The sequence below is a fragment of the Aeromicrobium sp. Root344 genome, assembly GCF_001425755.1.
Lineage (GTDB): Bacteria > Actinomycetota > Actinomycetes > Propionibacteriales > Nocardioidaceae > Aeromicrobium.
The window spans coordinates 982,230-1,006,788 of sequence record NZ_LMDH01000001.1; the positions used below are offsets into that span (position 1 = coordinate 982,230).

The 24,559-nt window shown below is 68.5% G+C and carries 27 protein-coding genes and 1 tRNA gene; 8 read left to right on the forward strand and 20 right to left on the reverse strand.

The window, feature by feature from the left end:
* Positions 1-230: 230 nt before the first annotated feature.
* Both ASC61_RS04795 and ASC61_RS19640 read right to left on the reverse strand, forming a co-directional pair.
* On the reverse strand, positions 231-710 hold the full coding sequence (locus tag ASC61_RS04795; RefSeq protein ID WP_056210017.1) for a hypothetical protein: 480 nt from the start codon (positions 708-710) through the stop codon (positions 231-233).
* The gene (locus ASC61_RS19640) at positions 707-1,078 is read right to left on the reverse strand and encodes a hypothetical protein (protein ID WP_157439381.1); all 372 of its coding nucleotides are present in this window, start codon (positions 1,076-1,078) and stop codon (positions 707-709) included. Before ASC61_RS19640 ends, ASC61_RS04795 begins: the two co-directional genes overlap by 4 nt.
* A gap of 435 nt (positions 1,079-1,513) precedes the next feature.
* Here ASC61_RS19640 and ASC61_RS19920 point away from each other — a divergent pair, with 435 nt between their 5' ends.
* Positions 1,514-1,693, forward strand: a complete 180-nt coding sequence (locus ASC61_RS19920; protein ID WP_056210020.1) for a helix-turn-helix transcriptional regulator — start codon at positions 1,514-1,516, stop codon at positions 1,691-1,693.
* 194 nt (positions 1,694-1,887) lie between these two features.
* Positions 1,888-2,769 (forward strand): tyrosine-type recombinase/integrase, encoded by an 882-nt coding sequence (locus ASC61_RS04805; RefSeq protein ID WP_235503488.1) that lies wholly within the window; start codon positions 1,888-1,890, stop codon positions 2,767-2,769.
* A gap of 7 nt (positions 2,770-2,776) precedes the next feature.
* Here ASC61_RS04805 and ASC61_RS04810 read toward each other — a convergent pair.
* Positions 2,777-2,849 (reverse strand) — tRNA-Thr (locus ASC61_RS04810).
* Positions 2,850-2,945: 96 nt separating this feature from the next.
* Here ASC61_RS04810 and ASC61_RS04815 point away from each other — a divergent pair.
* Together ASC61_RS04815 and ASC61_RS04820 are read left to right on the forward strand one after the other, a co-directional pair.
* Positions 2,946-3,236: a chorismate mutase gene (locus ASC61_RS04815; RefSeq protein WP_082530460.1), complete on the forward strand. Its 291-nt coding sequence runs from the start codon at positions 2,946-2,948 to the stop codon at positions 3,234-3,236.
* A gap of 33 nt (positions 3,237-3,269) precedes the next feature.
* Positions 3,270-3,788 (forward strand): DUF937 domain-containing protein, encoded by a 519-nt coding sequence (locus ASC61_RS04820; protein WP_056210023.1) that lies wholly within the window; start codon positions 3,270-3,272, stop codon positions 3,786-3,788.
* Positions 3,789-3,791: 3 nt separating this feature from the next.
* On the opposite strand, the gene ASC61_RS04825 is transcribed toward ASC61_RS04820, so the two are convergent.
* From ASC61_RS04825 to topA, 7 genes are read right to left on the reverse strand one after another with little or no spacing between them, the layout of a single operon-like run.
* Positions 3,792-5,297: an alpha/beta hydrolase gene (locus ASC61_RS04825; RefSeq protein WP_200935394.1), complete on the reverse strand. Its 1,506-nt coding sequence runs from the start codon at positions 5,295-5,297 to the stop codon at positions 3,792-3,794.
* 32 nt (positions 5,298-5,329) lie between these two features.
* Positions 5,330-6,472, reverse strand: coding sequence for a DNA polymerase III subunit delta' (locus tag ASC61_RS04830; RefSeq protein WP_056210025.1), 1,143 nt, complete (start codon positions 6,470-6,472; stop codon positions 5,330-5,332).
* Positions 6,469-7,110, reverse strand: coding sequence for a dTMP kinase (gene tmk, locus ASC61_RS04835; protein ID WP_056210027.1), 642 nt, complete (start codon positions 7,108-7,110; stop codon positions 6,469-6,471). Before tmk ends, ASC61_RS04830 begins: the two co-directional genes overlap by 4 nt.
* 9 nt (positions 7,111-7,119) lie before the next feature.
* On the reverse strand, positions 7,120-7,977 hold the full coding sequence (locus ASC61_RS04840; RefSeq protein WP_056210028.1) for a methyltransferase domain-containing protein: 858 nt from the start codon (positions 7,975-7,977) through the stop codon (positions 7,120-7,122).
* A 36-nt stretch (positions 7,978-8,013) separates the two neighbouring features.
* Positions 8,014-8,415, reverse strand: coding sequence for an MmcQ/YjbR family DNA-binding protein (locus ASC61_RS04845; RefSeq protein ID WP_056210031.1), 402 nt, complete (start codon positions 8,413-8,415; stop codon positions 8,014-8,016).
* A 9-nt stretch (positions 8,416-8,424) separates the two neighbouring features.
* Positions 8,425-9,597, reverse strand: coding sequence for a low temperature requirement protein A (locus ASC61_RS04850; protein WP_056210032.1), 1,173 nt, complete (start codon positions 9,595-9,597; stop codon positions 8,425-8,427).
* A gap of 21 nt (positions 9,598-9,618) precedes the next feature.
* Positions 9,619-12,294 carry a type I DNA topoisomerase gene (topA, locus tag ASC61_RS04855; protein ID WP_056210034.1) on the reverse strand — a complete coding sequence of 892 codons (2,676 nt, stop codon included), beginning with the start codon at positions 12,292-12,294 and terminating at the stop codon, positions 9,619-9,621.
* Positions 12,295-12,436: 142 nt separating this feature from the next.
* On the opposite strand from topA, the gene ASC61_RS04860 reads away from it, so the two are divergent.
* A complete protein-coding gene (locus tag ASC61_RS04860) occupies positions 12,437-13,654 on the forward strand; it encodes an MFS transporter (protein WP_056210036.1) in 1,218 nt (405 codons plus the stop codon).
* Here the strand turns inward: ASC61_RS04860 and ASC61_RS04865 are convergent.
* Positions 13,615-14,187, reverse strand: coding sequence for a helix-turn-helix domain-containing protein (locus ASC61_RS04865; RefSeq protein WP_082530461.1), 573 nt, complete (start codon positions 14,185-14,187; stop codon positions 13,615-13,617). The genes ASC61_RS04860 and ASC61_RS04865 overlap by 40 nt on opposite strands.
* A gap of 23 nt (positions 14,188-14,210) precedes the next feature.
* On the opposite strand from ASC61_RS04865, the gene ASC61_RS04870 reads away from it, so the two are divergent.
* Complete coding sequence (locus ASC61_RS04870) at positions 14,211-14,699, forward strand: GNAT family N-acetyltransferase (protein WP_056210038.1); 489 nt, start codon at positions 14,211-14,213, stop codon at positions 14,697-14,699.
* On the opposite strand, the gene ASC61_RS04875 is transcribed toward ASC61_RS04870, so the two are convergent.
* The 4 genes from ASC61_RS04875 to ASC61_RS04890 form a co-directional block, all read right to left on the reverse strand.
* Positions 14,696-15,583, reverse strand: a complete 888-nt coding sequence (locus ASC61_RS04875) for a maleylpyruvate isomerase N-terminal domain-containing protein (protein ID WP_056210040.1) — start codon at positions 15,581-15,583, stop codon at positions 14,696-14,698. The two genes, ASC61_RS04870 and ASC61_RS04875, sit on opposite strands and share 4 nt — an antisense overlap.
* A 43-nt stretch (positions 15,584-15,626) precedes the next feature.
* The gene (locus tag ASC61_RS04880; RefSeq protein ID WP_056210042.1) at positions 15,627-17,093 is read right to left on the reverse strand and encodes a N5-glutamine methyltransferase family protein; all 1,467 of its coding nucleotides are present in this window, start codon (positions 17,091-17,093) and stop codon (positions 15,627-15,629) included.
* A 79-nt stretch (positions 17,094-17,172) separates the two neighbouring features.
* Positions 17,173-19,578, reverse strand: a complete 2,406-nt coding sequence (locus ASC61_RS04885; protein ID WP_056210044.1) for a sodium-translocating pyrophosphatase — start codon at positions 19,576-19,578, stop codon at positions 17,173-17,175.
* A gap of 101 nt (positions 19,579-19,679) precedes the next feature.
* A complete protein-coding gene (locus ASC61_RS04890) occupies positions 19,680-20,024 on the reverse strand; it encodes an STAS domain-containing protein (protein WP_056210046.1) in 345 nt (114 codons plus the stop codon).
* 88 nt (positions 20,025-20,112) lie between these two features.
* On the opposite strand from ASC61_RS04890, the gene ASC61_RS04895 reads away from it, so the two are divergent.
* Both ASC61_RS04895 and ASC61_RS19645 read left to right on the forward strand, forming a co-directional pair.
* The gene (locus tag ASC61_RS04895; RefSeq protein WP_056210048.1) at positions 20,113-22,425 is read left to right on the forward strand and encodes a DEAD/DEAH box helicase; all 2,313 of its coding nucleotides are present in this window, start codon (positions 20,113-20,115) and stop codon (positions 22,423-22,425) included.
* A 13-nt stretch (positions 22,426-22,438) separates the two neighbouring features.
* The gene (locus ASC61_RS19645; protein ID WP_157439382.1) at positions 22,439-22,615 is read left to right on the forward strand and encodes a hypothetical protein; all 177 of its coding nucleotides are present in this window, start codon (positions 22,439-22,441) and stop codon (positions 22,613-22,615) included.
* Here ASC61_RS19645 and ASC61_RS04900 read toward each other — a convergent pair.
* The 5 genes from ASC61_RS04900 to ASC61_RS04915 form a co-directional block, all read right to left on the reverse strand.
* Entirely contained in the window at positions 22,588-22,959 is a 372-nt protein-coding gene (locus tag ASC61_RS04900; RefSeq protein WP_056210049.1) for an Rv3654c family TadE-like protein, read from the reverse strand. The genes ASC61_RS19645 and ASC61_RS04900 overlap by 28 nt on opposite strands.
* The gene (locus tag ASC61_RS04905; protein ID WP_157439383.1) at positions 22,956-23,306 is read right to left on the reverse strand and encodes a TadE family type IV pilus minor pilin; all 351 of its coding nucleotides are present in this window, start codon (positions 23,304-23,306) and stop codon (positions 22,956-22,958) included. The genes ASC61_RS04900 and ASC61_RS04905 overlap by 4 nt, the downstream gene beginning before the upstream one ends.
* Positions 23,306-23,518, reverse strand: coding sequence for a DUF4244 domain-containing protein (locus ASC61_RS04910; RefSeq protein ID WP_082530464.1), 213 nt, complete (start codon positions 23,516-23,518; stop codon positions 23,306-23,308). The genes ASC61_RS04905 and ASC61_RS04910 overlap by 1 nt, the downstream gene beginning before the upstream one ends.
* Before the next feature lie 59 nt (positions 23,519-23,577).
* Positions 23,578-23,751: a DUF4244 domain-containing protein gene (locus ASC61_RS19310; protein WP_082530465.1), complete on the reverse strand. Its 174-nt coding sequence runs from the start codon at positions 23,749-23,751 to the stop codon at positions 23,578-23,580.
* 115 nt (positions 23,752-23,866) lie between these two features.
* Positions 23,867-24,553: a type II secretion system F family protein gene (locus ASC61_RS04915; RefSeq protein WP_162243644.1), complete on the reverse strand. Its 687-nt coding sequence runs from the start codon at positions 24,551-24,553 to the stop codon at positions 23,867-23,869.
* Positions 24,554-24,559: the final 6 nt, after the last annotated feature.

The window sequence follows — 24,559 nt, forward strand, 5'->3', positions numbered from 1 at the left end:
GCGTCTGTGCAGTCTGGCGACTCTCCGCAGTTCCAAAGTTCCGACGAAGCTTGTCCCGGAGGGTTGGTGTTCGCGGGGTCCATACAGAAAGGTCAGCCGCAGAGCTCAAGCAGTAGTCGGCCAAATTTACGAACTGAACTGTTCGGCTGATGACTACCTCGCCGGGAGTTGTTCCTCAGACGTTCAGCGAGGTAGCAGAGGCGATTCAGTACGGAACCTCTTGACTTCGTCTACTGAAAGGTGAGTTCGTCTTCGTCGGCGCGAGAGTGACGCGCCATCACGTCGAGATCATTCTGCATCCGCTGCAGGTCCGCTTTGAGCCGCAGGATGTAGCGTTTCATGAGCGACATATAGCCCTCGCTTCCGGCATCGAAGCGATCGAAGGTTTGCACTTTGAAGTCATCGGCGTACGCCAGAGTCACCCAGCGGTGCTTGAAGGCGGACTGGACCTCAGCCAGAAGAGCAGTACCTGTCGCGCTGGCGAGTCGCTCGGCTTCCTCCGAGTCGATGGTCGCGTAGATCCAAAGATTCTGTTTATCCTCTTCGCCGGCGATGCAGTCAAAAAGGACAAGTAGATCGTTTCCGAGATCCCGTTGGCGGAGAATGCCAGTCCGGGGAAAGTTATATCGGTCTAGTTCAAACACTAATTCAGAGGTCGCTGAGGGATCCCATGGCGAAGCGTCGCGGTCGATGAATACAAGATCACTCATGGTGCCTCCTCTCGGTGCCATTCACGTTCAGTGAAGCATGACACAAATAGTTCTTCTGCGATGTGGTCCCACTCGCCGAAGTAGGTGATCGTCACATGGTTTGGATTGAAGTTGTTGGGGGTGTGTTCCACGGTGAATCCGGATTCCCGAAGCTCGCCGGCGGTGGTCCGTCGCACGCCGTCCTCATGGGTCAGTGGGTGCTTTCCGCGGGTCACTATCAATTGTGCCTCACCTGGAGAAATCCTCCCTCGAAGCGCTGACAGTTTGTTCTGATCCTTGGGTCGAGGCGCATTGATGTCAGCTCGCCCCACTGAGATCCGTTGAGAGATGACTTCTTCGTCCGCAATTTCTTCGGGCTCAACCGCCATCTCGGTAGAGTATCGCCGGACGAGATCCGTCGCTGGAGCGTCGAGGACGAGGCCTACCGCTCCAAGACAGATGGCCTTCAGATGTTCTGATGAACGGGCCGCACCGTCATCGAACCCACGCGTTCGATCCGTCGGCCAGCTGTCGTCCTGCGAAATCGCGCGAGGAGCATAGGCCGTCCTGGACACCGGTCAAATCAATCACCGTCGAGCCAGGGGACGCTTCCTTCCAACGTTCCCCCGAAAGTTGGCCGATTCCTGGCCACTCAACCCTGGAACGTGGCCTTGGGGTTTAGCGCCATATCCGCAGGGCGCATGCATGCACCGGGTTCTCCACAGATCGCGATCGAGCAGGTTCGTTCCCACCGCGACCGCTCGAAACTGGAGGGTCGAGCAGGCTGTCGCGCTCACCAGCGGTGGGAGGAAGGAACGATCGCCATGACAGAACTCAAACTGCTGTCGCCCACCGAGGTTTCGAAGATCCTCGGCGTCGCGACGTCGACGTTGTGCCGGATGCGGCAGAACGGGACGGGACCACGATGCGTATGGGTCACCGACCACGCGCCTCGCTATCGCGAGGACGACTTGCTCGCCTACGTCGAATCACGAGCGTCCTGATGGGGATCCGACAGGACCGGTCTGGCCGGTGGCGTGCTGAGCTCAAGTCTGGGCGTGAGTACGTCGCCGGTCGGACGTTCGACACCAAGCGGGAGGCCGAAGCCTGGCTGTCGCGTGAGCGCGCGTCGCTGGCGGGTGGTGTCGATCCGCGGGCCGGCAAAATCTTGGTCAGGAAGGCGTTCGCGACGTGGCTGGTGGATCGCGAGGGCACCGTTGCGATCAAGACGACGAAGGCGGATCGATCAGTTCTCAAGGCGCTGCCGCCCGGCGTGGCCAATCTTCACGTCAACCGGGTGACCGACCGCGAGGTCCAGCGGTGCATCAACGACTGGTCGCGGCGTTATGCCGAATCCACGGTCAAGCGCTACCGAGCGACGCTGATGGCGTTCTTCGCGTCCTGCATCCACGACCGGCTGATCACGGTCAACCCGGTGTCGCGGACCCGGGTGCCGGCGCAGCTGACGCCGGCTGCCGAGATGATGCCCTTCTCGCGTCAGGAGCTGGAGTCAGTTCGCGACGAGATCGCCGTTCTTAATCCAGCCCTGGCCGATGCCGTCTGGCTCGCCGGGTGGACAGGCTTGCGGTGGTCAGAATTGCGCGAGGTGCGGGTGGCCGACTTTATCGAGGTCCCAGTCCCGCGGTTCGTGATCCGACGTGCCCAGCCAGAAGGCATCGGCACCAAGCGGCCCAAGTCCGGGCGCACCCGCCACGTACCCCTCGTCGACGCCGTCCTGCCACTCGTGAAGTCGATGACCGCAGGCAAAGGACCGAACGATCTGTTGGTCACGACCGAGAACGGTGCGCGGCTCTACGCCACCGCGTTCAAGAACTCGACCCACTGGGCCGAGACCGGACGAGGTCGGCGACTCCACGACCTGCGGCACACCGCCGCATGTCTGTGGCTCGAGGCCGGGGTCTCCCCCACCACCGTCCAGGCTTGGATGGGACACGCGGATCTGACGACGACCCAGCGATATCTTCACTACCTCGGGACAAGTGCCGACGAGACCGGATTGAGCCGGTTGAACCAGTGGGGGCGCGCCGGGGGCGCGCGGCCTGCGGGGGAACATCAATAATTCGTTGAGCCGCTTGTCAGAATCGAACTGACGACCTTTTCATTACGAGTGAAACGCTCTACCGACTGAGCTAAAGCGGCCGAGGTTCGCCGGGGATCGCCCGCCGAACCGATCACTGATACTACCGGGTGATCGCGACGACATCACATCGGCCTCTCCCCCGTAGAATCGCACTCGTGACCGACACCACGCAGGCCGAGCTCGAGGAGATCCGCGCGAGCATCGACAACATCGATGCCGCGCTGATCCATGTCCTGGCCGAGCGCTTCAAGTACACCAAGCGCGTCGGCAAGCTCAAGGCCGAGCACGACCTGCCGCCGGCCGATCCCGAGCGTGAGGCGCGCCAGATCACCCGCCTGCGCGCCCTGGCGGTCGAGGCCGACCTGGACCCGGCATTCGCGGAGAAGTTCCTCAACTTCATCATCGACGAGGTCATCCACCACCACGAAGCAGTCCGGCAGCCCTAGCCTCTGGCTGAACGGCGGGTCTAGGGTGCGGGCATGGCTCTCGCAGACGACATCCTCGCCGACATCGACTCCAGCACGCTGAACGACATCGCTCAGCAGGTCGGGGTCGAGCCCGACAAGGTCCAGAGCATCATCAGGGACAGTCTCCCGGCGCTGCTCGGCGGCATGGAGAAGAACGTCCAGAGCGGCGAAGGCGCGGCCTCGCTCGCCAACGCGCTGGGACAGCACGCCGATGCCAACCCGCTCGGCGACATGGGCGCCTTGATCACCGGGGCGCTCGGCAGCGGGATCATCGAGAAGGTGCTGGGTGGTGCCGCACCGGACGTCTCGGAGGCCATCGGCAGCAAGGCCGGCGCCTCGGGCGTGGACGTCGACAAGATCCTCAAGATCCTCGCTCCGATCGTCATGGCCTATCTCGCCAAGCGACTGACGAGCGGCGGCAAGGCCGATCCCGCCGTCGTCCAGAAGGAGGTCCAGGACGCAAGCACCGAGGCCAAGGCCCAGTCGCCGGACCTCGGCTCGATCCTGGGCTCGATCTTCGGCAGCCGCTAGGACCTACTTGCAGGTCAGGCCCGCCTTGGGCACGGTGCCCTTGGTGAAGAATCCGTCGACTGCGTCGGTGATGCACTCGTTGCCGGAGGTGTAGGCCGTATGGCCGTCGCCCTCGCGGGTCACCAGCACACCTGACGACAGCTGCGACGCCAGCGACTTGGCCCACTCGTATGGCGTTGCGGGGTCGCGGGTCGTGCCGAGCACGAGGATCGGCGGCGCCCCCTTGGCCTCGATCTTGGGCAACGGGTTGGTGACCTTGATCGGCCAGTCGGCGCAGCCGAGCGCGCCCCAGCCGAGGGCGCGGCCGAAGACCGGTGAGACCTTCTCGAACCGCGGCAGCGCCGCCTCGGTCTCCTGCACGGTCAGCCGGTCGGGTGCGTCGAGGCAGTTGACGGCATAGATGACCTGGCCGAGGTTGCCGGTGTAGGAACCGTCCTGGTTGCGGTTGAAGTAGACGTCGGAGAGCTGCACGAGGATGCTGCCGTTGCCCTTGAAAGCCGCGTCGAGTGCCTGGGTGAGGTAGGACCACGTGGTCTTGTCGTAGAGCGTGACGGCGATGCCGTAGAACGCCTGGCCCTCAGTCAGGTCGCGGCCGGGCAAAGCCGACATCGGCTTGCCGTCGAGCTGCTTCATGAGGTCGGCGATCTTGGCCAGACCGGTCTGGACATCGTCACCGAGCGGGCACTTCGACTGCTTGACGCAGTCCTTGGCGTACGCGTCGAGTGCACGCTGGAAGCCCGTCGTCTGGCCGAGGCTCGAGTCGATGGGACCCAGGGCGGGATCGACGGCGCCGTCGAGCACCATGCGGCCGACCTTGGTGGGGAACAGCTGGGCATAGACCGCGCCGAGCTCGGTGCCGTAGGAGGCGCCGAACCAGTCGAGCTTGGGCCTGCCGAGCAGAGCGCGTACGACGTCCATGTCCTTGGCGACCTCGACGGTCGACACGTGCGCCGCGAGCTCGCCGGAGTTCTTCTCGCACGCCTGCCCGAGATCGGTGATGCTCTGGCGCAGCGCGGTGATCTCGGCAGGGTCGTCAGGGTCGGGATCGGTCTCCGTGAACGCGTCGAACGCCTTGTCGGGCAGGCACTTCAGCGGTGAGCTCTCGGCCACGCCGCGGGGGTCGACGCCGACGATGTCGTACATCTTGCGGACGTCGTCGCCGAAGCTCGACGCCATGGTCTTGGCGAAGTCGATGGCTGACCCGCCGGGTCCCCCGGGGTTGACCAGGATGCTGCTCCTGGCCTTGCCGCCGGTGGCCGGGTGGACGGCCGCACGCAGCCGGGTCGTCGCACCGTCGGGCTTGGCGTAGTCGATCGGCACCTTGATCCACGCGCACCGCGTGGAGTCGCCGCAGTCGGACCACGAGACCTTCTGGCTGTAGAACTTCTGAAGGCCGTTCGGGGCCGCGGACGTCGAGGTCGGCTCGGGTGCGGTCCAATCGTCCCCGTCGTCACGCGTGAGGGCGACGGCGACGAGCACGGCACCGGCGATCAGAGCGATGGCAGCCACGACCGTGACCACGAAGGATGTCCTGGAGCGAGTCACCGGCGAAGTCCCATCATCATGCGTTCGAGTGCGAGCAGTGGTGCGGCGTTGGCCGTCAAGGCGGCGCGACACTCGACGATGGCATCGATCGTGTGGATCGTCGACTCGGGCGTCCACACCCGGGCCAGCTCGTTGACGTCGTCGGCCACATCGGCGTTGACGAGGTCGACACCGGTCGCGCACTGCACCGCGAGCACGTCCCGGCAGAACGACAGCAGGTCGAGCAGGACCCCGTCGATCGAGTCACGGGCCATGCGCTTGCGGCGCCGGTCCTGGTCTTTCTGCAACGTCGAGAGCGCGCCGGCGTAGCCCGGTGGGCGGCGGCCGCGCTCCTCGACGCCCCACGTCGTCCGGAGGTCGTCGAGCTCGCGCTCGTCGGCGGGATCGCAGTAGTCCTTGGCCCGTGCCGTCGCCTCCTCGTTGACCTGGTGCGCGGCGCGGAGGCAGTCGCCGAGGTCGTGCAGCGACACCGGGATCGCCAGGATCGCCCGACGTCGTTCACGCGCCCCGGCGTCTCGCGCCAGGCCGCGGGCGCGGCCGATGTGCCCCTGCGACGCGGAGGCCACGGCGTGGGCCAGCTCCGGCTCGACGCCGTCTCGCGTGACGAGGAGGCCTGTGATGGCTTCGGTCGACGGTGTCCTCAGCAGGACGCTGCGGGCGCGCGACCGGATCGTCACCGACACGTCGTCGACAGCGGGCGCGCACAGCATCCACACGGTCTGGCGCGACGGCTCCTCGATGGCCTTGAGCAGCGCGTTGGCTGCTTCGTCGGTGAGCCGGTCGGCGTCCTCGATGATGAGGATCTGCCAGCGGCCGAGGGCCGGCCGGAGCGCGGACGAGCGGACGTATTGGCGGATGTCCTTGACGCCGATCGAGAGACCGTCTGTGGAGATGAGGGTGATGTCGGGATGGCTGCCGGCTCGCGCGGTCGTGCACGAGTGGCACTCACCGCAGCCGCCGAGCTCACACTGCAACCCCGCCGCGAACGCGCGCGCCGCGTTGGAGCGGCCCGAGCCGGGCGGGCCGGTGAAGAGCCACGCATGCGTCATGGAGCGGCCGTCGCCGCCGGCCGAGGCGACGGCCGCCTGCAGGGTCTCGACGACCGGCTCCTGCCCGACCAGGTCCGACCACACGGTCATGCCGTGACCTGGCCCAGCCATGGCTCGACGGCCGCCCGGATCTCGGCGTGGATCTCGGCGGGCGTGCCACCACCACCGACCACGAGATAGTGCTGCGGGTCGGCAGCGGCCAGGTCGAGAAAGTGCTGGCGTACGCGCTGGTGGAACTCGAGCGGCTCTGACTCGATGCGGTCGGCGCCTTCGAACCGAAGATGGCCGACCGCTGGATCGATGTCGAGCACGATCGTGAGGTGCGGCCGCAGCGACGAGGTGGCCCAGCGCGCGAGGTGCTCGACCTCGGCGGAGTCGAGGTGGCGGCCGGCGCCCTGATAGGCCAGCAGCGAGTCGACGTAGCGGTCGGTCAGCACGATCGTGCCCTCGGCGAGCGCGGGCAGGACGACCTGGTCGACGTGCTCGGCCTTGTCGGCGGCATAGAGCAGGACCTCGGTGCGCGGCGACAGCTCGCCGGTGTCGTTGTCGAGCACGATGTGGCGCAGGATCTTGCCGACCTCGGTGGCGCCCGGCTCGCGGGTGAGCAGGACTCCGTGGCCGAGGCTCTCGAGCCACTCGACGAGCATGACGGCCTGCGTCGACTTGCCGGCGCCCTCCCCACCCTCCAAGGCGAGGAACACCCCGGTTTCGGTGAAGAGCGGATCCATGGGGCGAGCCTACTCAGTGGGGCCGACGTCCTCCGAGGGCGCGTAGGCGTGGTCGCCGAAGTAGTCGACGATGCGACGCAGGTTGCCCCGCGACTTGGTGAAGAGGACGTAGCGCTTGCGGGGACCCGCCGACCCCGTGGCGATCTTCGGCAGCCGGAAGTCGTAGCGCATCCGACTGCGTCGGGCGATCACGCCGATGGCCTTGGGGCTGTAGTAGGAGGTGTGGCCCCGGGAGTAGAGGTAGCGGTGGTTGGCCACGTTGCGGCCGTCGTAGATGTTGGTCGAGCAGACCAGCAGACCCTTGCGGGTGAGCAGGCGGAACAGCCTCGGGAACTCGGAGCGCGGATCCGTGAAGTGCTCGACGACCTCGCAGGCGATGATCAGGTCGAACCGCTCCGAGGTGCCCTCGGTGATGTTGATGAAGTCGGCGTCGACGCCGAGGTCGACGACATCGCTCATGACGACCCGGTCGACCGCGGGGAGCTTGGCGATGTGCTGGTAGTCGAGGCTGCGCCCGGCGCCGAAGACCATGACCGTGAGGCCGTCGCGCTGGAGGATGTCGGCGCCCATCGCCGCCATGTGGAACTCGCGACCCTGGTGCTCCGCGGTGCCCACGCGCGGCGAGAGCCGGAAGCTCTCGACGGACTCGAACGCCGTGTAGTCGACGGTGTTGGTGAAGTTGGAGACGTAGTGGCAGCGCTGGCAGATGCGGATCTCGTAGGACCGCTTCTTGCGGTCGACGACCTGGGTGCGTTGGCGCCGCGAGCCGCACACCAGGCACGGCGTGGCCTTGAGCCGTCGGGCGACGACGCGCGCTCCTTCCTTGGGATCGCGTACGAGCTGGGACACACGCTGGACGTCGACCATCGGTCCACCGTAACCGGACAGCCCCTCACAACCGAGCTAGGCGGGGGGAATGACGCGGTCGACGAGCTTTTGCGGCGCCATCACGCAGAAGCTGTCGGTGAGCATCTCGGCGAGCTCGTCCCAGTCGGTGTCGTCCCGCAGCTCGAGCCCGACGACGTCGCGGCCCCAACGGGCGACGAAGAACGGCGGACCGGCCTGGCGGAGCGCCTCGAGCTCGTCACCGGGCGCGCGGAAGGTCACCACCGTCACAGGCCCCTCGTCGGCGATGAAGCGCGCGTAGGCCTCGGGCCGGCCGTCGTCGATCACGAGCGCGTGGGCGAACGTCTTGCGCCGGACGCACCAGCGCAGTCCGGTCCAGGCGGTCTCCTCGTAGGCGTCGGGCAACGAGAGGCAGATCGCACGGAGGCGTTCGACGACCTCGAGCGACACGTCAGGCATACCGACAACCTAGGACTCGGCGCCGACACTCTCGTCGCGGTCCGTCGTCAGCCGGATCTCGGTGACCAGCACCGCGAGGGCGATGAGGCCGGCCCAGAGCTCGGAGTAGGGCACGAACGTCACGATGATCATGGCGATGGCGCCTGCGGCGAACGGCCCGGCGGTCCGCATCGACGCGTCGTGCAGCCGGATGCTGACGAGCCAGAGGGCCACGAGGAACGCCGCGCCGGGACCTGTGACGAACGCGCTGCTGACCAGGTCGGACACCTCGGAGTGGTGCGAGGAGTAGAAGTCGACGCGCGCCGCCAGGCCCGCGCCCAGCGCGGCCGCCGTGCCGAAGATGACGTAGTGACCGAAGCCCCAGACGTACCCGACGGAGTTGTCCGTGAGGATGTCGGCGTTGTCGCGCGCGAAGTAGAGCCACCAGCCGCTGAACGTGCTGAGCACCCCGCCGGCCACGACCAGCCAGAGCTCGGCCGGCGGGTGCGCCTTGTCGAACGCGATCTGCAGGGCGATCGTCACCGACAGGATCGTCTCGCCGAGCACGATGATGAAGAACAGTCCGTAGCGCTCGGCGATGTGGTGCGGGTGCCACGGGGTGGTGCCGGCCAGCTCGGCGTAGAACGGGACGGCGAAGTCGAGGCTGACCATGATGACGAACAGCCAGATCGGGATGTGGCTGTCGGTGACGAGCAACGCCACGACCCAGCCGATCTGCACGAGGATCAACCCGTACGCGTACCGGAGCGCGGTCGTGCGCCGCTCGGGATGGCCGGCGGCGGCGCGCAGCCACATCAGCACCAGGCCGACGCGCATGATGACATAGCCCACGACGCCCAGCGTGAAGTCCTCGTGGAACATCCGCGGCACGCCGGCGGCCAGCACCAGCGAACCGAACACCTGGAGGAGCGTCAAGATCCGGTTGACGGTGTCATCGGGGTCGTACGCGGAGTTGAACCAGACGAAGTTGAGCCAGGCCCAGAAGATCGCGAAGAACGAGACGGCGAACCACACGAGACCGTGCCCGGCGTGCCCCTCAGAGATCTCGTGGTGCAGCGACAGCGCCGCTTGCGCAATCGCGACGACGTAGCAGAGGTCCGTGAAGAGCTCCAGCGGCGACGCGACGCGGTGCGCCTCGTGCGGGTCCCGCGGTGACAACGGCCTGACGATGGGGCGCAGCATGGCCCCGATTGTGGCAGGTCGTCAGGCCTTCTTGGCGACCGACTTCTTGGCCGGCGACTTCTTGGTCGTCTTCTTGGCTGCCTTCTTGGCGGTCTTCTTGCCGCCCTTCTTGGCCGGCCCCTTGGCGCGACGCTCGGCGAGCAGCTCGAACGCCCGCTCCGGCGTCAAGGTCTCGAGCGAGTCGTCCTTGCGCAGTGTCGCGTTGTACTCCCCGTCGGTGACGTACATGCCGAAGCGACCGTCCTTGGCCACGACGGGCGAGCCGCTGACCGGGTCGTTGCCGAACTCCTTGAGCGGAGCCGCGGCGGCACGTCGCCCGTACGTCTTGGGCTGCGCGTAGATCGCCCGGACCTCGTCCTCGGTGATCGTGAGGAGCTGGTCCTCGCGCTCGAGCGACCGCGAGTCGGTGCCCTTCTTGAGATAGGGACCGTAGCGACCGTTCTGGGCGGTGACCTCGGTGCCGTCCTCCTCGACGTAGACGACTCGCGGGAGCTTGAGCAGCTCGACGGCCTGCTCCAGCGTGATCGTGTCGAGGTCCATGCTCGCGAACAGGCTCGCCGTGCGCGGCTTGTCGGCCTTCTTGGCGTCGTCGGGCAGCGCCTCGGTGACGTAGGGACCGAATCGGCCGCTCTTGGCGGTGATCATGAGGCCGGTCTCGGGGTGCGGGCCAAGCTCCTTCTCGACGCCGGACGGGCTCGCGAGGAGCTCCTTGGCGCGGTCGAGCGTGAGCTCATCGGGCGGCAGGTCGTCCGGCACGTTGGCGCGGGTCGGCACCCGCTTGCCCTCGGCGTCCTCGGTGAACGGCGGACCTTCGACGTACGGGCCGTAGCGGCCGACCCGCAGGTCGATGTCCTCGCCGAGCGGGAACGTCGCGAGACCGCGCGCATCGATGTCCGGGAGGTTCTCGACGAGGCGCTTGAGGCCGGTGTCGCCCTCGCCGGTGCCGGTCCAGAAGCCCGTGAGGACGTTGAGCCGGTCCTCGCGCCCGTTGGCCACCTCGTCGAGGACGTCCTCGAGCTCGGCGGTGAAGTTGTAGTCGATGAGCCGCGGGAAGTGCTGCTCCATGAGCCGGATGACCGAGAAGGCGATCCACGCCGGCACCAGCGCGGTGCCCTTCTTGTAGACGTAGCCGCGGTTCTGGATCGTGCCGACGATCGAGGCGTACGTCGAGGGCCGGCCGATCTCGCGGGTCTCGAGCTCGCTGATCAGGCTGGCCTCGGTGTAGCGCGACGGCGGCTTGGTCTCGTGCCCCGCCTTGCCGAGCTCGGCGGCCGTGACGGTCTGCCCCTCGGACAGGTTGGGCAGCTTGGTCTGCTGGTCGTCGCCCTCGGCGTCGGAGTCGTCGTGCGACTCGACGTACGCCTTGAGGAATCCGTAGAACGTGATCGTGCGGCCCGACGCGCCGAACACGACGTCCTCACCGCTCGTGGCCGTCGCACCGATGCGGATCGACACCGAGTCGCCCTTGGCGTCGTTCATCTGCGAGGCGATCGTGCGCTTCCAGATCAGCTCGTAGAGGCGGAGCTCGTCGCCGCCGAGGCCGGTCTGCTGCGGGGTCTTGAAGCGTTCGCCGGCGGGGCGGATCGCCTCGTGGGCCTCCTGCGCGTTCTTGACCTTGCTGGCGTAGACGCGCGGCGAGGCGGGCAGGTAGGCGGCGCCGTAGAGCTCGGTGACCTGGGCGCGGGCCGCGTTGAGCGCGGTCTGAGACAGGGTCGTCGAGTCGGTACGCATATAGGTGATGTGCCCGCCCTCGTAGAGCCGCTGGGCGACCTGCATCGTGCGGGCGGCGCCGAAGCCGAACTTGCGGGACGCCTCCTGCTGCATCGTCGTGGTGCGGAACGGTGCGTAGGGGCGGCGCGTGTAGGGCTTGGACTCGACCGAACGCACGGTGAACGGGCGATCGTCGAGCGCCGCGGCCAGGGCGCCGGCCTGCTGCTCGTCGAGGTGCGCGACCTTGTCGGAGGTCAGCTGCCCGGCGTTGTCGAAGTTGTTGCCCGACGCGATGCGCTTGCCGTCGACGCTGAAGAGCTTGGCCGGGAACTGGCGCGGGTCGAAGCCCTCGCCGGCGTCGAACGTCGCCTCGAGGTCCCAGTAGGACGCGACGTGGAACGCCATGCGCTCGCGCTCACGCTCGACCACGAGCCGCGTCGCGACGGACTGCACGCGTCCGGCCGACAGGCCGCTCATGACCTTCTTCCAGAGCACCGGGCTGACCTCGTAGCCGTACAGGCGGTCGAGGATGCGGCGAGTCTCCTGGGCGTCGACGAGGTCCATGTCGACGTCGCGCGGGTTGGCGATGGCGTACTGGATCGCGTCGCGCGTGATCTCGTTGAAGACGATGCGCTTGACCGGCACCTTGGGCTTGAGCTCGTCGAGCAGGTGCCACGCGATGGCCTCGCCCTCGCGGTCCTCATCCGTCGCCAGGACGAGCTCGTCGGCATCCTTGAGGAGCTTCTTGAGCTTGGTCATCTGCGACTTCTTGTCGGCCGAGACGACGTAGATCGGCTCGAACTCGCTGTCGATGTTGACGCCGAGGCGGGCCCAGGTCTCGCCCTTGAACGCGGCCGGCACCTCGTCGGCGCCGCGCGGCAGGTCGCGGATGTGGCCGACCGAGGAGTCCACGACATAGCCGTCCCCCAGGTAGCCCGCGATGCTGCGGACCTTGTTGGGCGACTCGACGATGACGAGACTGGTCACTGGTGAACTCCTGATTGGTCAGACGCAGCACACCGTAGCGTGTGTCGTCAAGACTTCATGCATCCGCATCTGTGAGCGGCTGTGGCGCGTCGATCGGTGACAGTCGGTCCTGACGTGTCTGAGGTGAGTGAAATACTTTCCTGTGGCCTTCTCCGGATATGCGCAGCTGTGGGCGGACAAGTCCGTCCGCACGCTGTTCATTGCGGCGTTCTTCGCCCGGATCCCGATGATGGCGGCACCGCTGGTCTTCACGCTCTACGTCGTCGACGACCTCGACGGCACCTATGCGCAAGCTGGTGTCGTCGCGGCCGCCACGACCCTCGGTGCGGCGATCGGGTCGCCGTGGCGCGGTCGCCTGATCGACCGGCTAGGCATGCGGCGCGCGATCCTGCCCTCGATCGTCGCGGTGGGCCTGCTCTATCCCTTGGCGACGATCGCGACGTACGTGTGGCTCATCCCGATCTCGCTGCTCATGGGGCTGTTCCTCATTCCCGTCTTCTCCATCGTGCGGCTCTCGTTGAGCGTCATGGTCGAGGAGCGCCAGCGCCGCACGGCGTTCTCCGCCGACTCGGTCATCTCCGAGGCGAGCTTCATCATCGGCCCGGCGGCCGGGGTGCTCCTGGTGACCCAGGCCGGCGGTGACGCGGCCCTCTGTGCGGTCGGCGCGTGCGAGGTCCTCGCCGGGCTGATCTTCCTGCGGCTCAACCCGCCGACCCGGTCGGCGGCGCCGGTCGATGACGCGACTCCCGACGAGGCGACCGGCAAGGCCTCGATCCTGTCGGTGCCCGTCGTGTTCCTCTTCCTCATCTCCGGCGGCACGATGGCCACCCTGGTCGGCACCGACCTCGGCATCATCGCGGAGCTCCGCGAGCTCGACAAGGTCGGCGCGATCGGCTTCACCTACGGACTGTGGGGCTTGTCCTCCTTGTTGGGCGGACTGATCTACGGGTCGCTCAACCGCTCGATCCGGCCGACCTACCTGCTGCTGGCCCTCGGTCTTACGACGATCCCGGTCGGTCTCGGCGGGCAGGTCTGGTCGCTGTCGCTGTGGGTCATCCCGACCGGCTTCCTGTGCGCGCCGACCATGACGGCCGCTGCCGAGTGGATCGCCAAGCTCGTGCCCGAGGAGCGGCGCGGCGAGGCGATGGGCTGGCAGGGCACGGCCTTCACGATCGGCGGCGCCGCGAGCTCGCCGGTCATCGGCGCGGCGATCGACGAGGTCGGCGCCTGGGGTGGCTTCGTGGTCGGCGGCGCGATCGCCACGGTCATCGCCCTCGTCTGCTGGGGCGGTCAGCTGATCCCGGCGTTCCGGCCGGCCAACTACGTGTCCGTGGACGACGCGAACACCGTCACGACATAGCGCACGTCGTCCGTCGACGCGTTCCGATAGACGACCGGTGCGGGGTCGCCCATCCGCAGCCGGTCCCCCGCCGCGAGCTCGTGGGTCGTCTCGCCCACGACGAACGTCAGGACTCCCTCGACGACCCACACGACGTGCATCCCGAAGTCGTACGACTCGGCGGGCACCGCGACCTCCTTGCCCGGCGGCATGACGATCTCGGTGATGTCGCCGGCCGGTGTCGTGATGACCTGCCGGCGGCGATAGCCGGTGTCCGGATCGACCCACAGCTCCTGGTCGTCGCGAGCCAGGACCCGGGTGCCTCGAGGCTCGCCCCGGGCGATCAGCGTCGACACCGTCAGGCCGAACGCGCCCGAGAGCTTCCCGAGCAGCGTCGCGGTCGGGCTGCTCTCGCCGCGTTCGACCTTGTGGATCATGGCCCGAGACACCCCGGAGCGCTCCGCCAGCTCGCTGAGCGACCAGCCGCGCTGCTCCCGCTCGAGGGCGACCCGCTTGCCGATCCGTGCGCTGATGTCGTCTACTATGATGGACACATCGCCACTATAGGGGAGGTCCGATGATCATCCGCGACGCCGGGCTCGACGACCTCCCGGCGATCCTCGAGATCCACAACGACGCGATCCGTACGACCACCGCGATCTGGGACGAGACCGAGGTCGGCCTCGACGACCGCCGCGCTTGGTTCGACGGACGACGTGCTGCGGGGCTGCCGGTGCTGGTCGCCGAGCGCGACGGCATCGTCGCCGGCTTCGCGACGTACGGCCCGTGGCGCCCCAAGACCGGCTACCGGTTCACCGTCGAGAACTCGGTCTACGTGCATCCCGATCACCGCCGTCGCGGGGTCGCGAACGCGCTGATGCCCGAGCTGATCGATCGTGCGCGATCGGGCGACGTGCACACGATCGTCGCCGGCATCGAGGCCACCAACACGAGCTCGATCGCCCTGCACGAGCGGTTCGGCTTCCGCCAGGTCGCGCTGCTTCCCGAGGTCGGGTTCAAGTTCGACCGATGGCTCGACCTGGCCTACCTGCAGCTGTCGCTCTAGCGACGGAACAGCGCGCCGATGCCGCCGAGCCCCTTGGCGGCGAGCGCCAGGCCCTTGCCGCCCGGCAGCCCCGGCACCTCGTCGAGGATCGGGGCGAGCGCCGTGAGCCCGGCCGCGTGCGAGATCTTGAGGCGCCGCGTCGCCAGCAGGCGTACGGGCTCGGCCCGCCCCGCCGCGGCCTCCAGCAGGTCCTTGGCGCGACCTGTGATGCGCGGTCCGTGCGGCTTGCCCTCGACCGGAGCCGTGGTCCAGCCGCCGTCCGCGCGCGCCGTGAAGCTCCACGCCGCCTCGTCCGCGATGATCCCGATCGTCGCGTCGGCACCCGCCCTCGCGGCGAGCGCTCCAGTGGAGTCGGTCAGCGCGGCGATGCCGTGGCGGAGGAGCACCGGCGGACAGTCCTGGTCAGCGTCGGCGGCGATGTCGAGGGCATGGATCGCCAGCTCGTAGCACTCGGCGTGCACCACGGTCAGCAACGGCAGCGGACCGGTGACGCTCGCCACTGGGTCACGGCCGCGGTCACGTGCGAGGTCCGATGCCAGCAGCGCCGCGACGTCGTCGCGCGACTGGCGGAGTGCAGCGCGTACGTCCTCATCGGTGGCTGCGGCGTGGGCCGCCACCAGCTCGGCGTTGAACCCGTCGGCGTCGAGCGGCTGCTGCGCGGCATCGGCGCCGAGAGTCTGCAGCACCTGGTTCAGCGCCGAGCGCCCGTCCCAGGTCCCGAGGTGCAGGGCGATCTCGCGGACGGTCCACCCGGGCAAGCGCGTGGGTGTCGACAGGTCCACCCGGCCGACGAGGTCGATGAAGGCGTCCCAGCTGTCCGGGACCGTCGAGGCGAGGTCGTGGCCGGACAGGTCGATGACCCCCTGCGGCGAGGCTGACGTCATGCCTCGAGCATCTCGTGAGTGGCGACTCGACGCATGCCGAGCCTCACTCCAAGAAGCCCTCGGCCACGAGCTCGCGCACCGAACCGGCATACGTACGCCTGAGGTCGGCGGCGTCCCGGTCGAGCAGCGACGCGAGGGCGTCGAGGATCTGCCCGGCCGACAGGTCACCCTCGCTCGCGCTGACCAGCCCGGCCTCGACCGTGTCGACCTGCCGCGCACGGCGTACGCCCTGTTGGAGGCGCAGCACGATCGACTCCGGGTGCTCGGCGCCGGCCGGCCCGCGGGTCTCCTCGACCAGGTCGGGGGCGTGGCGGAAGGCGCGGCCGAGCAGCGACTGGTCGTCGAGCCCGCGCAGCAGCTCGGTGCGGCGACCCCACGCCGCGACTGCCGGACCCACCGGTGGAGCAACCTCCCCGCTCCACTCCTCGAGCCGGTGCACCGGTGTCGCCGACGTCTTGCGCATGCTGAGCCAGCCGAAGCCGACCGCCTCGATGCCGACGTCAGCGAACCAGTCGAGCCACGCGTCGTAGCGACGTACGTAGTCGGGCGCCGAGGCGAGACCGGCATCGGCGAGCCACATCTCGACGTACTCCGAGGGGTCGACGAGCTCGCGCTGCACGACCCAGGCGTCGAGGGGCTGACCGGCGAACCACTCCTCGAGCCCGTCCTGCCACGCGGTGTCCGTGCGGTGCGCCCAGTTGGCGAGGATCTGGCACCAGCCACCGTCGTCGAGGTGGGCTGCGGCGTTCTCGACGAGGTGGCGCACGACGCTGTCGCCGGGCATGCCCGAGTCGCGGTAGACCAGGACCTCACTGCCCGGTGGGGAGATGACGAACGGCGGATTCGTCGCGATGAGGCCGAACGTCTCCCCGGCGACCGGGTCGAACAGGCTCCCGTCGCGGACGTCGATGTCGAGCTCGTTGAGCTCGGCCGTGAGGCGGGCCATCGCCAGCGCCCGCGGGTTGACGTCGGTCGCCACGACCTCGCTGGAGTGCTGGGCAAGGTGCAGGGCCTGCACGCCGCAGCCCGTCCCGAGGTCGAGCGCCCGGCCCACCGGCTCGCGGATCGTCAGCTGTGCCAACGACGACGACGCCTCGCTGATGCCGAGGACGTACTCAGGGCTCATCGGCGTCTGGCCGACGTCGAGACCCGGCGTCGGGTCGCACACGATCCACCAGTCGTGGTCCTCGTCGCCGTACGGTCGTACGTCGACCAGCGCGCGCACCTCACCGCCGGAAGCCCGGAGCATCCCCGCGGCGACGAGCGGCTCGACGAGTCCCGGCAGTGCGGCGTCCGCGCGCTCGCGGTCGACGGCGACCTGCAGGGCAAAGAGTCGCACCAGTGTGGCGAGGTCACCCGCGCCTGCCGTGGCTCGTCGGGCCGGCACCGTCTGGTTGCGGCCGAGGGCGCGATGGGCGTCCTCACCCAGCAAGGCGAACACCGCGTCGACCGTGAAGTCGGCCCGGGTCAGTGCCCGGCGGAGGTCCTGGACGTACGCGCCTTCGATCATCCGCCCAGCCTGTCAGACGCCCCGGGACGCACGAACGGCGCAGACCCGGAGGTCTGCGCCGTTCGTGGTGATCGTGCGACTAGGCGACCGGAGCGGTCTCCGGCTCGGGCTCGTCGATGATCCCGGCCTCGAGCGCGATCGGGCGACGCTTCGAGATGTAGACCGCGACCGCGATGATCACCGCAGCAACGCCGGCGATCGAGTAGCGGATCCACTCGCTCTCGTCGTTGCCGTACGTGAACTTGATGACCAGCGGCACGATCAGCAGCGCCACGAGGTTCATGACCTTGAGGAGCGGGTTGATCGCCGGTCCGGCGGTGTCCTTGAACGGGTCGCCGACGGTGTCACCGATGATCGTCGCCTCGTGGGCGGGCGATCCCTTGCCACCGTGGTTGCCGTCCTCGACCAGTTTCTTGGCGTTGTCCCACGCACCACCGGAGTTGGCGAGGAACACCGCCATCAGCGTGCCGGTCGCGATCGCACCGGCGAGGTAGGCGCCGAGCGGGCCGACACCGAGGCCGAAGCCGACGGCGATCGGCGCGAAGATCGCGAGGATGCCCGGCGTCGCCAGCTCACGCAGCGAGTCACGCGTGCAGATGTCGACGACCTTGCCGTACTCGGGACGACCGGTGCCCTCCATGATGCCCGGGATCTCCTTGAACTGGCGGCGCACTTCGTACACCACGGCGCCGGCCGCACGACCGACGGCGTTGATCGCCAGACCGGAGAACAGGAACACCACGGCGGAACCGATGAGCAGGCCCACGAGGTTCTGCGGGTTGGCGACGTTGAGCACGCCCTGCAGGACCTGCGAGTCACTGAGCGACAGGTTCTGGAGGAACTCCCCCTTGCTGGCGTTGCCCGAGATGTCGTTCAGGACCACGACGAGCTGATCCCTGATGTTGTCGGTGAAGGCACCGAACAGCGCGGTGGCAGCCAGGACGGCCGTGGCGATCGCGATGCCCTTGGTGATGGCCTTCGTGGTGTTGCCGACAGCGTCGAGCTCCGTGAGGATCTTGGCGCCTTCCTCGTCGACGTCGCCCGACATCTCGGCGATGCCCTGCGCGTTGTCGCTGACCGGACCGAACGTGTCCATCGCGACGATGACGCCGACGGTCGTGAGCAGGCCACAACCGGCGAGCGACACGGCGAACAGCGACACGATGATCGAGCCGCTGCCGAGCAGGAACGCGCCGAAGACAGCGGCACCGATGACCAGCGCGGTGTAGACCGCCGACTCGAACCCGACCGACAGGCCGGACAGGATCACCGTGGCGGCACCGGTCAGCGACGTCTTGCCGACGTCCTTGACCGGCCGCGTCTCGGTGCCGGTGAAGTAGCCCGTGAGGGCCAGGATCAAGGCGGCGAGCACGATGCCGATGAGGACCGCGACCCAGGCAATGGTGCGCGGGCCCCAGCCGTCGTAGCCGGCGAGCGGGTTGCCGAACAGCTGGCCGGCAAGACCGGTCGCCTTGGGGATGTGCAGCTCGCCGAACGTCTTCGGCAGGTAGATGTAGGACACCGCGACGGACGCGACCGCCGAGATGACCGCCGAGATGTAGAACGAGCGGTTGATCGCCGCGAGTCCGTTCTCGCCGACGCGGGCCCGGGTGATGTAGACACCGAGGATCGCGGTGACGGCGCCGATGGCGGGGATGATGAGCGGGAAGACGAGGCCTTCCTGACCGAACGCCACCGATCCGAGGATCAGGGCGGCGACCAGCGTCACGGCGTACGACTCGAAGAGGTCGGCTGCCATGCCGGCGCAGTCGCCGACGTTGTCGCCGACGTTGTCCGCGATCGTCGCAGCGTTGCGCGGGTCGTCCTCGGGGATGTTCTGCTCGACCTTGCCGACGAGGTCGGCGCCGACGTCAGCGGCCTTGGTGAAGATGCCGCCACCGACTCGCATGAACATGGCGAGAAGGGCAGCGCCGAAGCCGAAGCCCTCGAGCACGTCGGGGGCGTCACCCTGGTAGATCAGGACGACGCTCGACGCGCCGACGAGGCCGAGGCCCACCGTCAGCATGCCGACCGTGCCGCCGGTGCGGAACGCGATGCGCATGGCCTTCTCGCGACCCTCGTTCTGCGCGGCTGCGGCGACCCGGATGTTGGCGCGCGTCGCGAGCCACATGCCGAGGTAGCCGATCAGCGCGGAGAATCCGGCGCCGATCAGGAAGAACAGCGAGCGGCCGATCCTGATCTCGGCGTCACCGGGCAGCAGGAACAGGAGCCCGAAGGCCAGGACCGCGAAGACCGCGAGAGTCTTGAACATGCGGCCGAGGTATGCCGCGGCACCCTCCTGGACCGCGAGCCCGATCTCCTGCATCTTCTCGGTGCCTTCTGAGGCCTTGAGTACTTCGGCGCGGAATACCGCCGCCATGATCAGCGCAATGACGCCGATGGCTGCAACGATCGACACGATGATCGTGTTGTCGTTGGAGAGATCGAGGTCACTGGCTGCCGCAACGAGTGTCGCGTTCGCCATGAAATTCCTCCAGATGTAAGGCAGGACGTAAAACGGGTCTGGTGAGACCAGACCGCGTGACGCAGGTTACATGGAGGGCCTGTGAAGCGGTGCGACCGGGATCACAGTGGCTGGGTCGTGCGGGCCTCGTCGATCGAGGTGTGCAGACCGAAGACCTTGTCGAGGCCCGTGATCTCGAAGATCTTGAGGATGCGCTCCTGGGTGCACACGATGTCGAGCGAGCCACCGTCGGCGCGTACGCGCTTGAGCGCGCCCACGAGGACGCCGAGGCCCGTGGAGTCGAGGAAATCGACCTTCTGCACGTCGATGATGAGCTGCGTGTGACCGGCATCGACGGCAGCCACGATCGCCTCCCGGAGCTTGGGCGCGGTGTAGACGTCGATCTCTCCGCCGACCTCGATGATCTCGAAGTCGCCGTCAGTCCGCGACGTCAGTGACAGCTCCATGGGCACCCTCTCCGCCTGCATTCAATCACGATCCGGGGCGGCCCGCCGATGGGCGAGACGCTGCGGACCCGTCTGGGAGAATCACGAGGTGGACCCCGCCGACCTCGTGCTGCGCTACGGCGACCGGGTGACCCACGTCGAGCGGGTCGCCGCACGCGAAGCGGTCGTCGAGCCGTGGCCCGACTGGGTCGACCCGGCCGTACGCGCGATGTACGAGGCCGAGGGCATCACCGCGCTCTGGGGGCATCAGGCCGAAGCGCTGCACCACGTGCACGAGGGGCGGCACGTCGTGATCGCCACCGGCACGGCGTCGGGCAAGTCGCTTGCCTTCCAGGCGCCGGCGTTGACCGGTCTCGCCGAGGGCCGGAGCGGCAGCGCCCTGCGAGGCAACCGGCTGCCGACAGTGCTCTATCTCGCGCCGACCAAGGCGCTCGCCGCCGACCAGCTGCGCCGGCTGTCCGGCGCACGGGAGTTCGCCCGGCCCGCGACGGTCGACGGTGACAACTCGCGCGAGGAGCGGGTCTGGGCCCGCGACCACGCCAACTATCTGCTGACCAACCCCGACACGCTGCACCACTCGATCCTCCCGGCGCACGCTCGTTGGGCCAGGGTCCTCGGCGGGTTGAGCCATGTCGTGGTCGACGAGTGTCACCACTACCGAGGCGTGTTCGGCGCGCACGTCGCGCACGTCCTGCGGCGCCTGCGGCGGGTCTGTGCCTACTACGGCGCCGACCCCACGTTCGTCCTGTCGTCGGCGACCGTCGCCGAGCCCGAGGTGTTCGCAGGCCGGCTCACGGGGCTCGACGTCGTACCCGTCACCGATGACGCCTCGCCGCACGCCGCCCGCACGATCGCGCTCTGGGAGCCGCCGCTCCTGCCCGGCCGTGACCCGATCTCGGGCGATGCGACCGAAGGAGTCGTACGTCGTGCTGCCACCACCGAGGCCGGTGAGCTGCTCACGGACCTCGTGATCGGCAAGGTCCGCACGCTGGCGTTCGTACGCTCGCGGCGCGGCGCGGAGTCCGTCGCCGCGACCGCGCAGCGCCGGCTCGCAGAGGTGGACCCCGCGCTCGCCGCCCGGGTCGCGACGTACCGCGGCGGCTACCTGCCTGAGGAGCGCCGCGAGCTCGAGCAACGGCTGCGCAGCGGCGACCTGCTGGGTCTGGCCAGCACGAACGCCCTCGAGCTCGGCATCGACGTCGCCGGGCTCGACGCCGTCATCAGCGTCGGCTTTCCCGGCACACGTGCGGCCCTGCAGCAGCAGTTCGGGCGGGCCGGGAGGTCAGGCCGCGACTCGATCGGCATCCTCGTCGCTCGAGACGATCCGCTCGACACCTTTCTCGTCCATCATCCAGAGGCGCTGCTGGGCGCACCGGTGGAGGCATCGGTGTTCGACCCCGACAACCCGTACGTCCTGGGGCCGCACCTGGCCGCGGCGGCGCAGGAGCTCCCGCTGACCGAGGACGACTTCGCGCTGTTCGGCCCGCGTACGGCCGAGGGCGTGCAGGCGCTCGAGGCGGCCGGCTGGCTGCGCAAGCGCCCGGCCGGCTGGTTCTGGACCAAGCGCGAGCGCGCCAGCGACCTCGCCGACATCCGGTCGAGCGGCGGCGCCCCGGTGCAGATCGTCGATGCCGTGACGGGTCGCCTGATCGGCACGGTCGACGCCGGCTCGGCCGACTCCGCCGTCCACGAAGGTGCCGTGTACGTCCATCAGGGCGACGTGCACATCGTCGACGACTACGACGTCGAGCACGGTGTGGCCGTCGTGCATCGCGACGACCCGGACTACTCGACGATGGCGCGATCGGTCACCGAGATCACGGTGACCGAGACCGAGCGCACGACGCCGTGGGGCAAGGCGGCGATGTCGTTCGGCTCGGTCGACGTCGTCAACCAGGTCGTGTCCTACATGAAGCGCAGCACGACGGGCGGCGGCATCCTCGGCGAGGAGCTGCTCGACCTGCCCGCTCGGACGCTCCAGACCAAGGCCGTGTGGTGGACCCTCGAGCCGGACGCCGTGGCAGCAACGTTCGAGAGCGGTGACGTGCCCGGCGCGGCACATGCCGCCGAGCACGCGGCGATCGGCCTGCTGCCGCTGCTGGCGACCTGTGACCGCTGGGACATCGGCGGCGTGTCGACGGCACTGCACGCCGACACCGGGACCATGACGGTGTTCGTCTACGACGGCTATCCCGGCGGCGCGGGCTTCGCGGAGCGCGGCTACGAGCTCGCGGCGCGCTGGCTGCGGGTCACCCGGGACGCGATCGTGGCGTGCGAGTGCTCGGCCGGCTGCCCGTCCTGCGTCTACTCGCCCAAGTGCGGCAACGGCAACGAGCCGCTCGACAAGGCCGGCGCCGTACGCCTGCTCGAGGCACTGCTGACCGACGCGCCGGAGTCCTGACCACTTCGGCACGATGCCGGTCGCCGCTGCCAAGGCGGGCATCCTCGGCGAGCAGATCGGCCTGCGATCGACCATCGCCGTGATGGCCGCGATCCACCTGATCTCGACCCTCGCGGTGCTGCTCACTCCGCTGGCCCGCGTGCGTGACCTGCCCAGCCATGCTCACTCACCCACTGAGCCTCCCAAGTAGAAGTCGGGGGCGGCGCGCGCTTTCTGCTCGACCGCCCACCGGTGCCCCCACCACGTCCCACTGGTTGCTCTCGTCGTGATCGTCGCGACGTCGAAGTCCATGCGGCAGTGCAGCACCTCGGCGTCGTTGCGACCTGCGATGCGTCGAGCAGCCGCGCACCCGTCCTCGCCCGCGACACTGGCCTGTGTCGCGGCCAATGCCGCGAGGTCGGCCGCACCAGCGACCCGGTGACGAAGCCTGACCAGTCCGGCCATCTCCGTGATGATCAGCGCCGCCACCAGGAGCATGACGGCAACGACGGCGGCGTGGACGGTCACCGCTCCGCGCTCGGAGCCTCGGATCACGGTGACTCCACGGCGGCCACCGACGCGGAGTCCATCGTCTGCGAGCCGATCTTGGAGAAGTAGGGCAACGGCATCCGGGACCTGGCCGTGACGGTCACCGTGACGACGCCCGACTCGGTGTCGACCGACACCTTGGCGCCGTCCGGGGCATGGGCGCGAGCCACCTTGCTCGCGGCCCCGACTCCCTCGCCGCGGGCGATCATGCGGGCGGCCTCCCGGGAGGCATCGGCGATCCGGATCTGGGTCAGACCCAACGAGATGACCCACAGCAGCAGGAACGCGAACGCGACCCCGAACGGGACGATCGTCGCCAGCTCGGCGGTGACCATCCCGCGTTCACGCCTCATCAGAACCTGACGCCGAATCGCGGGACACCGTCGAACACGTCGCGCAACGTCCCCCAGCCCAGCGCCCGCTCGATGATGTCCCTGAAGGTCTGCATCCACGGGTTGTCGTCGAGGACGCCGAACTTGTAGAGCGTGAAGGCGAGGCAGACGGCACCCAAAGTGCCGACGGTGTATTCCGCGGTCGCCATGCCGCGGTCATCGTGGTGAGACATGTGAAGCCTTTCGGTGGACGGGGCCCGGGGCGGAGTCACACCGCCCCGGGCCGAACGGATCAGAACGGGAGCAGGTCGGGAATCTTCCCGATCAGGTCCTTGACGAGGTCGCCGAACCACGGGGACTGCCCGATCTTGACGAGCACGCCGCCGATCGTGCAGGCACCGAGAGTGCCGACGGTGTACTCAGCGGTCGTCATGCCTCGCTCGGCACGGCGCAGGAGCTGCTTCATGTGGAGTCCTTTCGATGAATGGATGAATCGAAAGGAAGATGTGGTCGGTGGACGCTGCGCTGCTGGGCCGGGTTGCTGGCTGGGGACAGGAGCCGTGGAGCCGGTCGGCTGTGGATCACAGGGTGAACGAGCGGAAGGTGGCGATGATCGTCGGCACGATCCCGATGAGGAAGAAGGCCGGCAGGAAGCAGGCACCCAGCGGAGCGGCCGTGCGGACGGCGACCTTGCGGCTCCGCTCTCGCCGGGCCGCACGGCGTTCACGACGCAGGTCGTCGGCCACACCCGAGATCACCTGTGCCACCGGCATGCCGGACGCCGCCGCCCGACGGAACGCCCGACCCACGGGCGCGAGCGTCGGGTCGAGGGCGAGCGAACGCCACACGGCTTCGGAGTCGCCCGCGACAGCCAACCTGCCCGCCACAAGGCTCAGGTCGGCGCCCAGCGGAGCAGCCGTCGCCGCGGCCGCCAACTCGAACGCCGTCACTGGCGGGCGCCCGACCTCGAGCGCGGCGACCATGAGGTCGAGAGCTGTGGGGAGCTGGGCGGTCAGCTGAGCGCTCCTGCGTCGGGCCGCCGCCGTCTCGAGCCGGCTCATGGACCGGTGGACGACCGGGACGAGGGCGACGCCGAGCAGCGGCCCCAGCGGGAGACCCAGCACCACGCACGCGGCCACGGGAGTCAGCGCGGCGGCGATGATTGCCGGATCGATCCGGCCGCCCCTGCGCGGCTGGCCGAACAGCTCCTGCGTCCGAGCCGTCGTCGAGGCCGGAACCAGGCACCAGACGGCGAGTACGGCAAGCATCGCCGA

Bases quoted from the DNA above. Each gene is read 5' to 3' on its own strand.
- ASC61_RS19645 (WP_157439382.1), top strand. From the start codon at position 22,439: ATGCCGGTCGCCGCTGCCAAGGCGGGCATCCTCGGCGAGCAGATCGGC.
- ASC61_RS19920 (WP_056210020.1), top strand. From the start codon at position 1,514: ATGACAGAACTCAAACTGCTGTCGCCCACCGAGGTTTCGAAGATCCTC.
- ASC61_RS19640 (WP_157439381.1), bottom strand. From the start codon at position 1,078: ATGGCGGTTGAGCCCGAAGAAATTGCGGACGAAGAAGTCATCTCTCAA.
- ASC61_RS04850 (WP_056210032.1), bottom strand. From the start codon at position 9,597: ATGCTGCGCCCCATCGTCAGGCCGTTGTCACCGCGGGACCCGCACGAG.
- ASC61_RS04885 (WP_056210044.1), bottom strand. From the start codon at position 19,578: ATGGCGAACGCGACACTCGTTGCGGCAGCCAGTGACCTCGATCTCTCC.
- ASC61_RS04840 (WP_056210028.1), bottom strand. From the start codon at position 7,977: ATGGTCGACGTCCAGCGTGTGTCCCAGCTCGTACGCGATCCCAAGGAA.
- ASC61_RS04910 (WP_082530464.1), bottom strand. From the start codon at position 23,518: ATGTCTCACCACGATGACCGCGGCATGGCGACCGCGGAATACACCGTC.
- ASC61_RS04890 (WP_056210046.1), bottom strand. From the start codon at position 20,024: ATGGAGCTGTCACTGACGTCGCGGACTGACGGCGACTTCGAGATCATC.
- ASC61_RS04870 (WP_056210038.1), top strand. From the start codon at position 14,211: ATGATCATCCGCGACGCCGGGCTCGACGACCTCCCGGCGATCCTCGAG.
- ASC61_RS19310 (WP_082530465.1), bottom strand. From the start codon at position 23,751: ATGAAGCAGCTCCTGCGCCGTGCCGAGCGAGGCATGACGACCGCTGAG.
- ASC61_RS04820 (WP_056210023.1), top strand. From the start codon at position 3,270: ATGGCTCTCGCAGACGACATCCTCGCCGACATCGACTCCAGCACGCTG.
- tmk (WP_056210027.1), bottom strand. From the start codon at position 7,110: ATGGATCCGCTCTTCACCGAAACCGGGGTGTTCCTCGCCTTGGAGGGT.
- ASC61_RS04915 (WP_162243644.1), bottom strand. From the start codon at position 24,553: ATGCTTGCCGTACTCGCCGTCTGGTGCCTGGTTCCGGCCTCGACGACG.
- ASC61_RS04845 (WP_056210031.1), bottom strand. From the start codon at position 8,415: ATGCCTGACGTGTCGCTCGAGGTCGTCGAACGCCTCCGTGCGATCTGC.
- ASC61_RS04880 (WP_056210042.1), bottom strand. From the start codon at position 17,093: ATGATCGAAGGCGCGTACGTCCAGGACCTCCGCCGGGCACTGACCCGG.
- ASC61_RS04875 (WP_056210040.1), bottom strand. From the start codon at position 15,583: ATGACGTCAGCCTCGCCGCAGGGGGTCATCGACCTGTCCGGCCACGAC.
- ASC61_RS04795 (WP_056210017.1), bottom strand. From the start codon at position 710: ATGAGTGATCTTGTATTCATCGACCGCGACGCTTCGCCATGGGATCCC.
- ASC61_RS04905 (WP_157439383.1), bottom strand. From the start codon at position 23,306: ATGAGGCGTGAACGCGGGATGGTCACCGCCGAGCTGGCGACGATCGTC.
- ASC61_RS04830 (WP_056210025.1), bottom strand. From the start codon at position 6,472: ATGACCGTGTGGTCGGACCTGGTCGGGCAGGAGCCGGTCGTCGAGACC.